Origin of the sequence: Gordonia sp. CPCC 205515, from assembly GCF_048537925.1 — a bacterium.
GTDB lineage: Bacteria > Actinomycetota > Actinomycetes > Mycobacteriales > Mycobacteriaceae > Gordonia.
Genome location: NZ_JBCLVJ010000023.1, coordinates 16554 through 29109, shown reverse-complemented (window position 1 = coordinate 29109; position 12556 = coordinate 16554). Strand labels below are relative to the sequence as shown.

Here is a 12556-nt window from a genome sequence, read left to right as displayed (position 1 = left end):
TACGCTTGGGTGGTGTTCGCGTCCCACCACGCCAATCGCCGGTCGACTGTGGAGCAGATCCGCCGTGCGGTGGCGGCGGCGCTCGACGACGAACGTGGCGCGCCACGGACATTCGTCGTCACCGCGGGCCCGGGAACCGGAAAGACCCATACGCTGCAGGCGCTCGCATCGGAGCTGCCGGTCCGCACGCGCTACGCCCGCGCCGATGACATGTCCTGGCGGCAGCCGTTTGTCGCGGCGTCGCGTCTCGTCGGGGTCGAGCTCGCGATCCCGGTACCCGATACCTTCGAGGATCAGCTCTACAGCGCCGTCGACGACCTCTGTGCCGACGGTCCGCTGGTGCTGATCCTGGACGATGCCCACCATGCCGACGCCGCGTCGCTGGACCTGGCGACCCGACTGTCCGGAGCCACTCGCGCCCTGCCGCTGGTCCTGCTCGTCGGTCGCCGGCCGTTGCCCGAGCGAGATGTGCTGAACCGCTTGGTCGCCCGGGGCGAGGTCCGGGAATGGACGCTGCCACCGATGGCCGATACCGACATCGCCGATCTGGCCGCCGAGTTCCTCGGCGCGACCCCCGACCGCGAACTCGCCACCGCACTGTCGGCCACGGGCGGCAATCCGATGCAGGCGATCTCGCTCCTCCGTTCGCTGCAGCTGTCCGGTGGCCTGCAGATCTCTGGCGGGCGCGCATCGATGGCGCCCGACGCCGCCGCCGACGTCGCCTCCGGCACCCGCGACGCCATCGCCGAGCATCTGGCACTGCTGGACTCCCGGGCCCGCGAGCTGACCCAGAAACTCGCCGTCTGGGGCGGTCCCGCGACGATGACCGATCTCGCGATCCTTGACGGGACGACCGCGGCGTCGTTGGTCGGGGCGGCACAGACGGCGATCGACGCCGGCATCATCGCCGCTCAGGACGACGGCACCTTGGCGTTCACCCATGATCTCTACGCCGACGTCACCTACGCCGGACTCGCCCCGATGCTGCGGTCGGTGCTGCACGACGCCGTCGCCAACCACCCGGCCAACACCCACGACACCCAGGCGGTGGCGCATCATCGACTCGCGGCGGGGACCGACACCGACGCGATGCTCGACGCGGTCCGCCGCGCCGAGGACGATCTCGCCAACACTCCCTCGGTGGCGGTCGATCTCCTCGACAACCTGGCCCGCACCACGGCCACCGCCCCCACCGCGACGCCCGGGGTGAACGTCGCACTCGCCGTGGCACTCGCCCGCACCGGGCAGCTCACCCGCGCGAACCAGGTCGCCGAGGAGGGACTCGCCACCGCAACCGAGATCACTGAAATCGCCGACCTGCTCCGAATCCAGCTCTTCGCGCTGATCGCCAAGGGCGACACCGATCGGGCCCGGGCACTGATCGACGACACGCTCCAGCTTCCGGTCGGCGACGACGTCGCGCAGGGCCTGATCGACCTACGCCGATATGTCAGCCTCCTCGACGCCTCGACCCCGGTGCCCGTTGAGCCCTTCTTCGACGTGGAAAGCGAGAGTCCCACCAGGTCGGTTCAGGGACTGGTCGGAGAAGCCCTTCGACTGTTCCTGATCGGTCAGGTCGACGACGGACTGCGGTTGGCGTTGACTGCCTCCCGACGCCACGGCGAAGATCTCGGCTCCGGCCGACTGGCGACATCGTCGGCCGACGTCTGGCCACCGCTCCTCGGCCTCTACTCACGCGGGCCGGCGGCTGCGGCAGACCTCCTCGAGAGCGCGGTGAAGCTGCGCAGCAACCGCGGCACCGACTGGATGACCGCGTTTCACGAGTTCACCCAGGGCGGCATCGACTTCGGACGAGGCAACCTCGACGACTCGGCCGCAGCGTGGGATGCCGGGCTCGAGCGCGCGTCCGCCGCCGATATGGGGTGGACCTCGCAGGCGGTCGCCGGTCGGTCGATCATCGACGTCTACCGCGGCGAACTTGCTTCGGCGACAACACGTCTTGATGCCTGGGACGCGGCCGGACTACCCGACCAGTTCGGATTTCCGTTGTCGGGTCGTGCCTGGTCGCTGCTGCACGAGGCCCGCCGCAAACTCAAACCGGCCGCAACGAACGCAGCAGCGACGTGGGAGCGCGCGCTGACCTGCCGCCTGTACGGGTGGCTACCCTGGTTCGCGATCGACTGTGCCCGCATCGGCACGCGCGCACAGGACACCGCACTCCTGGAGGCCGTCGTCGAAGGCCTCGACTCCATGCCTTACCCGCCCACCACGAGCGCCGCCGGACCGGTCGCGATCGCTCGGGCGCGGTGCCTGGCATCCCTCGGCCGGATTGATCTCGCCGAGTTCCTCGACATCGCCGAGCGGGCAGCCGCCGAGCTGGCGGCCCTGGGGGACGGCCTCGACGAGGCGTATGCCTGGGAGGAGGCCGCGTGTGCCGCCGCGGCGCTGGCCGAGCGGACCCGGGCGCGGGAGCTCGCGAACCGGGCCTTCGTCGTCATGCAGACGATGGGCGCGGTGACCATGTCGGCCCGCCTGGCATCGCGGATGCGGCCGCACGGCATACGCATGGATCCGAACGCGGTCCGCGACCGCCCGACACACGGGTGGGGCAGCCTCACGAAAACGGAGGTCACCGTGGCGGAGCTGGTCGCGACCGGATTGTCGGGCGGCGAGATCGCCGAGCAGATGTTCATCTCGACGCGGACGGTGCAGACCCACGTGTCGCACGCCCTGGCGAAGCTCGGCCTGCGCACCCGCGTCGAACTCGCCGCGTTCGTCGCGGCCCAGCGGTGACGGTTGGCAGCAGAATCTCCGTCATGACGCAGATGTTTGCGTCATCGGCACAGACGAGAGTGGAGACATCACCACAAACCACCTCGTAAGGAGAACCACCATGAACGCCAAATCGATGATCCTGGGCCTCGCCCCCTGGTTCGTATTCAGCTTCGCCGCCGAGCGCCTGGGCGCCGATCACGTCACCATCGCCGCACTCGCCGCCTGCGCCATCGCGTTCGGCATGACCGCCTACTCGGCGCTGCAGGGACGCGGATGGAAGATCCTCGATGTCTCCGGCGTGATCCTGTTCGGACTGATCGCAGTGATCGGGATCGTCGGCAACCCGCAGATCGACGAGGCGCTGGTCTTCTTCGGCCGCGGCGGTTCCGCGTTCATTCTGGCCGCGATCATGGCGGTCTCCGCGTTCACCATTCCCTTCACCGAGCAGTACGCCCGCGAAAGCGTCGATCCGGCGCTCTGGCACTCACCGATCTTCCGCGCCAAGAACAAGCAGATCAGCCTGATCTGGGCCGGTGCGGTCGCGGCGATGGGCTGCTGCCACGTCATCGCAGGTGTGCTGGCCGACGCGGCCGCCGTATCCGGCGCGCACCCGGGCAACATCCTGCTGAACTGGGTCATCCCGGTGGCACTCATCGTCTTCGCGGTCAAGCGCACCCAAGCCATCGCACAGTCCCCGGCCCGTCCGTCCGCAACCGCCGCCACCACCCGCTGATCACCAGACCCACCGACCATCTCGACACCGACCGGAGAACCACCATGACCGTCCCCACCCGGCCCGCCCCCGTCCAACTCACCCACCACTCGCACCTGACCGGCGTGTTCGCACCGCAGCGCGACGAAGTCGACGTCCATGACCTCCCGGTCACCGGCGAACTACCCGCCGACCTTTCCGGCAGCTACCTGCGCAACGGCCCCAATCCACGCTTCGATCCGATCGGCTCGTATGTCTACCCGCTCGACGGCGACGCCATGGTGCACCGGATCAGCGTGGACGGTGGCACCGCCGCATACCGCAATCGCTTCGTCCGCACCCCCATGGTGCTTGCGGAAGAGGCTGCCGGACATGCCATCTGGTCGGGAATCATGGATGGCTACACCCCCGATGCAGCCGAGGTCGGCGAGCAGCTCGCCGGGACCGTCCGCGAGTTGCCGGATATCAACATCGTGCGGCACGGCGGCCGGCTGATGGCCATGGCCGAGGCCGATCAGCCTTACGTTCTCGACCCGAAAGACCTTGCCACCCTGGCGAAAACGGACTGCGACGGCGCCATGCGCGTCGGTAGCACCGCGCATCCCAAACTCGATCCCGAGACCGGTGAGCTGGTGCTGTTCAACTACGCGCTGGAGGCCCCGTACCTGACGTGGGCGGTGATCGGCGCCGACGGACAGCCCGTGCGCACCCCCACGCCCGTCGACGGACTCGACGCGCCGGTCATGATCCACGACATGGCCCTGACCTCGCGCTACATCGTTCTGTTCGTGTGCCCGTTGATCTTTGACCTGGAGGCCGCGTTCACCGGCGGCTCGTTACTGTCGTGGCGACCCGACGACGGCACCCGCATCGCGCTCATCCCCCGCGACGGCGGCGCCGTCCGCTGGGTGCAGGCCGAGCCGTTCTGGGTGTGGCATTTCGCCAACGCCTTCGACAACCCCGACGGCACGGTGACCGTCGACTACGTCGAGTGGACCTATCCGGGTGGCTTCACCGACCAGCCCGCACCGGCGTCGTCGACGCTCACCCGCGCGGTCATCGACCCGGCCGGCCCGATGACGCGAACCGTACTGAGCGACAAGGCAATCGACATGGAGTTTCCGCGCGTCGACGACCGCACCCTGACGCGCGATCACCGCCGCGTCGCCACCGTCGCCAAGAGCCCCGGCGACAGCGGCGATCTGGACAGCCTGTGGTTCTACGACCTCCACCGCGGCACCGAAAGTGTGTGGCGCCCAGGCGTGGCCATCGGCGAGCCGATCTACCTGCCCGGGAACGAGCGCGACTACTGGGGCGCGATCGGCACCGACCCGGCCGACCTGCGATCCCGGTTCTACGTGCTCACCGCCGAGGACCCATCCGCCGGCCCGGTTGCCACCGTCGACCTGCCGATCCGGGTGCCCGCGGGCCTCCACGGAACCTGGCTCCCCGATTCCCCGTCCGCTGGTTGAGCAGCGACGAGCGCGCGAAGCGCGCCCGACGCGTGTCGAAACCGACGCGAACCGAAACCCGTCAGCTCACCCGAATCATCTTCTTGTTCACGAACTCATCGATGCCGAAACGCCCGAGTTCCCGCCCGAATCCGGACCGCTTGACACCACCGAACGGCAGCTCGGCGCCCTCGGCACCGACGGCATTGATGAACACCATGCCGGCGTCGATCTTGTCAGCGACCCGCAACGCCTGCTCACGGTCGGTGGTGAACACGTAGGAGCCGAGTCCGAAGGGGGTGTCGTTGGCCAGCTCGACCGCCGCGTCCTCACCGGACACCTTGTACACCGTCGCGACCGGACCGAACAGCTCCTGCTTGGCGCTCGCGAGATCCGGGTTCACGCCGGTCAGGACGCCGGGCGGGAAGTAGGCACCCTTGCGTTCACCGGCGGACTCCAGGGTGGCGCCGTCCTTCACGACACCGGCGATCTGCTCCTCGAGCCGGTCGGCGGCGGCCACCGACGACAGCGGCGCCAGTCCATCGGCGTTTGACTTCACCTTCGCGGTGAACTTCTCGACGAACTCGTCGTAGACGCTCTCGTCCACGATGAACCGCTTGGCCGCATTGCACGCCTGCCCGGTGTTCTCGAAGCGGCCGTCGACGGCCGCAGAGACGGTGGCGTCGATGTCGTCGGACGACAGCAGGATGAACGGGTCGGAGCCACCGAGTTCGAGGACGACCTTCTTCAGATTGCGACCGGCGACCTCGGCGACAGCGGCACCGGCGCGCTCGGAGCCGGTGAGCGAAACCCCTTGCACCCGAGGATCTCCGATCGCATCGGCGATCTGCTCGTTGGTGGCGTAGACGTTGACGTAGGCACCCTCGGGGTAGCCGGCGTCGGCGAAGATCTGCTGCAGCGCGGCCGCTGACTCGGGGCACTGCGGAGCGTGCTTGAGGACGATGGTGTTGCCCAGGGTGAGGTTCGGGCCGGCGAAGCGGGCCACCTGGTAGTACGGGTAGTTCCAGGGCATGATGCCCAACAGCACACCGACCGGGCTGCGGCGAATGAAGGCGCTGCCCTCGCCCTCGAGCAGGTCGATCGGCTCGTCGGCCAGGAACTTCTCGGCGTGGTCGGCGTAGTACTCGTAGATGGCGGCGGAGAAGTCCACCTCGCCCAGCGACTGATCGAGTGGCTTACCCATCTCGCGCTGGATGATCTTGGCCAGTTCGTCACGACGCTCGGTGTGGAGTTTGCCGACCTTGCGGATCAGGTCGGCGCGCTGCGCCACCGTGGAGGTCTTCGACCAGGTCGTATACGCGTTCTGCGCCGCGGCGACGGCGGCATCGACCTGCGCGTCGGTAGCAGTCGGGTAATCCTGGACAACCTCGCCGGTGGCGGGATCGACCACTGCGTACAAGCTCATCGTCGTCCTTCTCTCGGGTGCTCACGGCCGGATGGCCGCATCTACTCCGACAGTAGTCACTCCGCGATGGGGCTCACCATAGGATTGCGCAGGACAAAACGATGGATCGCGACCGAATCGGTGTCCATTCTGTACATGGACGACGTATTCGGTCGGGTTCCTCAACTGGTTTCGACGGACGTCACCTCGGCTGGCGCCTCGGCGACTGCTCAACCAGCGGGTGGGGTGCCCCTAGACGATCTCCCTGCGCACAATCGCGAACCGCCGGCCGCCGACGCGGCGTGCCTCAGACGATCTCCCGGCGCACAATCGTCTGATCCCGCCCCGGTCCGACACCGATGCAGGAAATGTGCGCACCCGAGAGCTCCTCGAGTCGCAGCACATAGTCCTGCGCCGTCTTCGGCAGGTCCTCGAACCGCTTGCACTCGGAGATGTCTTCCCACCAGCCGGGCATCGTCTCGTAGATCGGCTTGGCGTGGTGGAACCCGGTCTGGGTCATCGGCATGTCCTCGACGCGTTCGCCGTCGACCTCGTAGGCGACGCAGATCGGCACGCGCTCCAGGCTGGAGAGCACGTCGAGTTTGGTGAGGAAGTAGTCGGTGATGCCGTTGACGCGGGTGGCGTAGCGGGCGATGACCGCGTCGAACCAGCCGCAGCGACGGGCACGGCCGGTCGTCACCCCGACCTCGCCGCCGGTCTTCGCCAGGTACTCGCCCCACTCGTCGAACAGCTCCGTCGGGAACGGACCCGAGCCGACGCGCGTGGTGTAGGCCTTGAGGATGCCGAGCACGGTGGTGATCTTGTTCGGGCCGATGCCCGATCCCACCGCGGCGCCACCGGAGGTGGGGTTCGACGACGTCACGTACGGGTAGGTGCCGTGGTCGACGTCGAGCAGGGTGCCCTGCGATCCTTCGAGCAGGATCGTCTCGTTGCGTTCGAGGGCCTGGTTGAGCAGCAGTCGGGTGTCGGCGATGCGGTGTTTGAACCCTTCGGCCTGCCCGAGGACCTCGTCGACGACCTGCGCCGGCTCGAGGGCACGGCGGTTGTAGATCTTGACCAGGATCTGGTTCTTGAGTTCGAGTGCGGCCTCGACCTTCTGCGCGAAGATCTTCTCGTCGAGGACGTCGGCGACGCGGACGCCGACGCGGGCGATCTTGTCCTGATAGCAGGGTCCGATGCCGCGGCCGGTGGTGCCGATCTTCTTGTTCCCGAGGAAGCGCTCGGTGACCTTGTCGATGGCCACGTGGTACGGCATGAGCAGGTGCGCGTCGGCCGAGAGCAGCAGGCCGGTGGTGTCGACGTCCCGATCCTCGAGCCCGCCGAGCTCGGTGAGCAGCACCCCCGGATCGACGACGACGCCGTTGCCGATGACGTTCTTGACGCCCGGGGTGAGGATGCCCGACGGGATCAGGTGCAGGGCGAACTTGTCGCCGTTGGGCAGGACGACGGTGTGACCGGCGTTGTTTCCGCCTTGGTACCGCACCACCCACTGCAGTTTCCCGCCGAGTAGATCGGTTGCCTTACCTTTGCCCTCGTCGCCCCATTGGGCGCCGATAAGCACGATCGCGGCCATGGTCGGATACTCCTTGTTCCCGGTGTCACGTGTTCTGGGCTGCACGCAGCCATGTAGGACTCGACCGCACGCTGAACAACAGGCCAACCCTACTTGTTCGGCGCCCTCGATACGCTATCCGCGTGCCTTTTGCGATGCTCATCGAATCGGATCTCGCCGACGACAAGCGGGCCATCCGGACCGCGGTGACCGAATTGGTGGCCGATTCCGCGGTGACCCGGATCGGTGTCGTCGGGTCGTCGGCGGGTTGCGATGCGTTCTTCGCGCAGGTCCTGGCCGCGTTGATGCTGCTCGAACGGCTCGACGTCGAGGTCGCGCTCGTCGCGCCCGCCGCCACCCAGGCCACCCGGATTTACGGGCTCCCCCACGGCCCGAAGGCCCGCGAGCTCGCCGAGTCCGGCACCGCCCGCGAACTCCCGCTGATCCGCGACGACGCCGCGACCGTCCTGGTGGGACGCGCCCGCCATCTCGGCGACGACGGCGCAAAACTGCACGGCGAAACCTATGTGGACAGCGAACGCCTGTTCACCGGTGAGGTCCGCGGCGTGGAGATCGAGCCGCTGCGCGACGCGCCCGGCGTCCGTGGGCGACTGATCCGCCGCATGCCGGGCGGCTGGTTGACCGGGCGGGCGGTACAGACCGGCGGCACCAACATCGTCGTCGAGCGCGAGGGCAGCATCACCCCGCGCGTGGTGAAGCGGTCCACGTTTTACCGGCATCATGTGGACATGAAACTGGTATGCCCATGACCGCCGCGTGGGGCGCGCCGCAACGCCGCGTGACACCGCCCCGTGAGATCCTCCGCGCGATCCGCCCGGGTCCGATCTTCTTCGGGCTGATCGTCGCGGCCGGGATCGGCGTCTGGCTGGTCGCGTCATCGGAGACCGGACGCAACGCGGAGTCGATCGGCGGCACCCTGCTCCTCGTGCTGGCCGGGTGGGTGATCTCGCTGTGCCTGCACGAGTTCGCGCACGCCGTCATGGCGTTCCGATTCGGCGATCACAACGCCGAATTGCGCGGCTACCTGACGCTGAATCCGTTGCGTTATACCCATCCCGGCCTGTCGCTCCTGTTGCCGCTGCTCATCATCCTGATGGGCGGCATCGGCTTTCCGGGTGGCGCGGTCTATGTCAATCAGGCGGGTTTCACCCGCGTGCAGCGGACCGTCGTGTCGTTGGCCGGGCCGCTCACCAACGCCGTCCTCGGCGCGCTCCTGCTGGCAGTGATCCGGGTCGTCGGGCCGTCGAGCAACGCGAGTTTCAACCTGTGGGCCGCACTCGCGATGCTCGCGTTCCTGCAGATCACCGCGGCCGTGCTGAACATCCTGCCGGTTCCGGGGTTCGACGGCTACGGCGCGATCGAACCGTATCTGTCGGATCAGACGCGCGCCTCGATGGCCAAGATCGCGCCCTACGGCTTCCTCATTGTGTTCGCCTTGCTGTTCATTCCCGCGCTCAACCGGGCGTTCTTCGATCTGATTTACCGGCTTTTCGAGCTCTCCGGCGTGCCGGCCGCGCTGTCGAGTTACGGGTGGCAACTCTTCGCGTTCTGGACCTGATCGGCCGCGCATCACGCCACTGACCACATAGTGTGGGCTCATGCATCGCGCCGAGGTCGCCGCATACATCGATCACACGCTGCTCAAGCCCGAGGCCACCGACGCGCAGGTGTCGGCGCTGCTCGCCGAGGCCGCCGAATTGGGCACCTACTCGGTGTGCGTTTCCCCCAACAAGCTGCCGCTCGGCGCCCCGCCCGGGGTGAAGGTGACCACGGTGTGCGGGTTTCCTTCCGGCGCACACCAATCGTCGGTGAAGGCCGCCGAAGCCGCGGATTCGGTGGCTCGCGGCGCCGACGAGGTCGACATGGTGATCGACGTGTCGACGGCGGTCGACGGCGACTTCGCGGCGGTCGAGGCCGACATTCGCGCGGTACGCGCGGCCTGTCCCGCACCCGTGATCCTCAAGGTGATCATCGAGTCCGCCGCGCTGTCCGACGAGCAGATCGTCGGGTGTTGCCGCGCAGCCGAATCCGCGGGAGCCGACAACGTCGCGACCTCCACCGGATTCCACCCGGCCGGCGGCGCGACGGTGCATGCCGTCGAACTGATGCGCCAGACCGTCGGAAACCGGTTGGGCGTCAAGGCGTCCGGCGGCATCCGCAGCGCCGACGATGCGATCGCGATGATCGCCGCGGGAGCTTCGCGGCTCGGCTTGTCGGCGTCGGCCGCAGTGCTGGAGCACATTCCGGCGAGCGACTCCGACGAGACCGCGCTCTCCGCGGCCGAGCAGTGGCTCATCGGCGACCCTGACGTCCGCACTCAGATGGAGTTGCGCGAGGTCATCACCGCCGCCTCCGCCGGACATCCCGACGCACTGGCCGATCTGCGTTCCCGATTCGCGGGGCCGTTGACGTTCGGTACCGCCGGCCTGCGCGGTGCGGTCGGCGCCGGCGAATCCCGGATGAATGTCGCGGTGGTCATCCGCGCGACCGTCGGACTCGCCCGATACCTCATCGACACCGTCGGCATCGACGCCTCGGTCGTCGTGGGATGCGATGCGCGCCATGGGTCGTCGGACTTCGCCGAGGCTGCGCTCGCGGTGCTCTCCGGCGCCGGTCTGCGAGCGATGGCGCTACCCCAACAGCTCCCGACGCCGGTCACTGCATTCGCGGTGCGGGCGCTCGGTGTCGACGCCGGGATCATGGTGACCGCGTCGCACAATCCGCCCGCCGACAACGGATACAAGGTCTATCTCGGGGGCCGGGCCGCCGACCCGCACGGGCAGGGCGTGCAGATCGTGCCGCCCGCCGACGCCGAGATCGCCGCCCGCATTGCTGCCGCCCCGCCTGCCGATCAGGTGCCACGCAACACCGAGAACATCACGCGGGTCGATCCGCAGGTCGTCGTCGACTACGTCCGACGCATGGCGTCGCACCGCACCACTTCGGAACCGTCGACGGTGCGTGTCGTGCTCACCGCGATGCACGGCGTGGGCGGTGCCACCATGCTGCAGGTCTTCGACGAGGCCGGGGTGTCCGACGTGCACACCGTCGCCGAACAATTCGCTCCGGACCCCGACTTTCCGACGGTTTCCTTCCCCAACCCGGAAGAGCCTGGCGCCCTGGATCTCTCGCTGGCACTGGCGGAGAAGGAGTCGGCGGATGTGGTGATCGCCCTCGACCCGGATGCCGACCGGTGCTCGGTGGCGATCGGGCAGCGCGACGGAACGTGGCGGCAGCTCACCGGCGATGAAATCGGTTCGCTGCTGGGCGAACAGGCGGCAGCCGACCCGAGTCGGGACGGCGATGTCCTCGCGTGTTCGATCGTGTCCAGCAGGCAACTGGCCCGGATCGCGCAGGCACACGGATTGCGCAGCGCCGCCACACTGACCGGGTTCAAGTGGATCGCCCGGACGCCGGACATCCGCTACGGATACGAGGAGGCGATCGGCTATTGCACCGATCCGCCCGCGGTCCACGACAAGGACGGTATCGGTGCCGCGGTCCGAGTGGTGAGCCTCATCGAAGAGCTTGCGGCACAGGGCAGGACGATCGAGGATCAGCTCGACCACCTGGCCCGCACCTACGGCCTGCACACCACGTCGCAGTTGAGTTTCCGGGTCGCCGACGTCGCCCTGATCGCCGACGCCATGGCCCGACTACGGGCATCCGGGCCGACGTCACTGGCGGGGTCACCGGTTGTCGAGTTCCTCGATCTCGAGGAAGGCAGCGACGATCTGCCACCCACCGACGGACTGCTCTACCGCACCGCGGCCGACGACCGGGTGATCATCCGGCCGTCGGGCACCGAACCGAAACTCAAGTGCTATCTCGAGGTCATCTCCCCCTGCCCCGAGGGCGAAATCCCCAGGGCCGCTGCAACCGACCGCATCACCACGATCAAAGCCGAGCTCACCGCAACCCTGGGACTGGACAGATGACGACCTCCACTCCGCACATCGACCCCAAGGGTGTCGACATCGCCGAGACCATCCTGCTGCCCGGTGACCCGTTGCGCGCCAGATTCATTGCCGACACCTACCTCGACGACCCGACGTGCTTCAACGAGGTGCGCGGCATGCTCGGCTTCACCGGTACCTACCACGGGCGGCCGGTCTCGGTGATGGGCACCGGCATGGGCATTCCGTCCATCTCCATCTACAGCTATGAACTCATCCACTTCTTCGGCGTCAAAAACCTGATCCGCGTGGGCAGTTGCGGTGCCATGCAACCCGGCGTCGACCTCTACGACGTCATCCTCGCGCAGGGCGCGTCGACCGACTCCAATTACCTCGAGCAGTTCGGTATGCCCGGCACCTACGCGGCACTGTCGTCGTTCCGATTGCTGGAGAAGGCCAAATGCGCCGCCGACAGCCGCGATCAACGTGTTCATGTGGGAAATGTGTTGTCGTCGGACATCTTCTACAACGCCGACGCCGACGCGCTGAGCACCTGGGCCACCATGGGCATCCTCGCCGTCGAGATGGAATCGGCCGGACTGTTCGCGAACGCCGCGGCCGCCGGCGTCGACGCGCTGGGCATCTTCACCGTCAGCGACAATGTCCTGACCGACGCCCACACCACGCCCGAGGAACGGCAGACGGCGTTCACCACCATGATCGAGATCGCCTTGGACTTGGCATGAGTGGAGACTCGACGGC

Annotated in this window: 9 protein-coding genes and 1 pseudogene; 8 read left to right on the top strand and 2 right to left on the bottom strand. The window is 67.8% G+C overall.

Annotated elements, in window-relative coordinates:
- The first annotated feature begins 12 nt into the window (after positions 1-12).
- The 3 genes from AAFP30_RS27235 (at position 13) to AAFP30_RS27225 (ending at position 4920) form a co-directional block, all read left to right on the top strand.
- Positions 13-2754 carry a LuxR C-terminal-related transcriptional regulator gene (locus AAFP30_RS27235; RefSeq protein WP_419233187.1) on the top strand — a complete coding sequence of 914 codons (2742 nt, stop codon included), beginning with the start codon at positions 13-15 and terminating at the stop codon, positions 2752-2754.
- 100 nt (positions 2755-2854) lie between these two features.
- The gene (locus tag AAFP30_RS27230; protein ID WP_419233186.1) at positions 2855-3469 is read left to right on the top strand and encodes a hypothetical protein; all 615 of its coding nucleotides are present in this window, start codon (positions 2855-2857) and stop codon (positions 3467-3469) included.
- A gap of 44 nt (positions 3470-3513) precedes the next feature.
- Entirely contained in the window at positions 3514-4920 is a 1407-nt protein-coding gene (locus AAFP30_RS27225) for a carotenoid oxygenase family protein (protein WP_419233185.1), read from the top strand.
- Between the two features lie 61 nt (positions 4921-4981).
- Here the strand turns inward: AAFP30_RS27225 and AAFP30_RS27220 are convergent, their stop codons facing one another.
- Positions 4982-6325: an NAD-dependent succinate-semialdehyde dehydrogenase gene (locus tag AAFP30_RS27220; protein ID WP_419233184.1), complete on the bottom strand. Its 1344-nt coding sequence runs from the start codon at positions 6323-6325 to the stop codon at positions 4982-4984.
- A gap of 286 nt (positions 6326-6611) precedes the next feature.
- Positions 6612-7898 (bottom strand): adenylosuccinate synthase, encoded by a 1287-nt coding sequence (locus tag AAFP30_RS27215; protein ID WP_419233183.1) that lies wholly within the window; start codon positions 7896-7898, stop codon positions 6612-6614.
- A gap of 122 nt (positions 7899-8020) precedes the next feature.
- On the opposite strand from AAFP30_RS27215, the gene AAFP30_RS27210 reads away from it, so the two are divergent.
- The 5 genes and pseudogenes from AAFP30_RS27210 to deoD all read left to right on the top strand — a co-directional run bounded on the left by AAFP30_RS27210 (position 8021) and on the right by deoD (position 12540).
- Entirely contained in the window at positions 8021-8647 is a 627-nt protein-coding gene (locus AAFP30_RS27210; protein ID WP_419233182.1) for a hypothetical protein, read from the top strand.
- Positions 8638-9456, top strand: coding sequence for a site-2 protease family protein (locus tag AAFP30_RS27205; protein WP_419233181.1), 819 nt, complete (start codon positions 8638-8640; stop codon positions 9454-9456). The genes AAFP30_RS27210 and AAFP30_RS27205 overlap by 10 nt, the downstream gene beginning before the upstream one ends.
- Before the next feature lie 40 nt (positions 9457-9496).
- Positions 9497-10114: pseudogene (gene deoC / locus AAFP30_RS27200) on the top strand (deoxyribose-phosphate aldolase); the annotation flags it as partial.
- Positions 10115-10219: 105 nt separating this feature from the next.
- A complete protein-coding gene (locus AAFP30_RS27195; RefSeq protein ID WP_419233240.1) occupies positions 10220-11836 on the top strand; it encodes a phospho-sugar mutase in 1617 nt (538 codons plus the stop codon).
- Positions 11833-12540, top strand: coding sequence for a purine-nucleoside phosphorylase (gene deoD, locus AAFP30_RS27190; protein ID WP_419233180.1), 708 nt, complete (start codon positions 11833-11835; stop codon positions 12538-12540). The genes AAFP30_RS27195 and deoD overlap by 4 nt, the downstream gene beginning before the upstream one ends.
- The last annotated feature ends 16 nt before the right edge of the window (positions 12541-12556 follow it).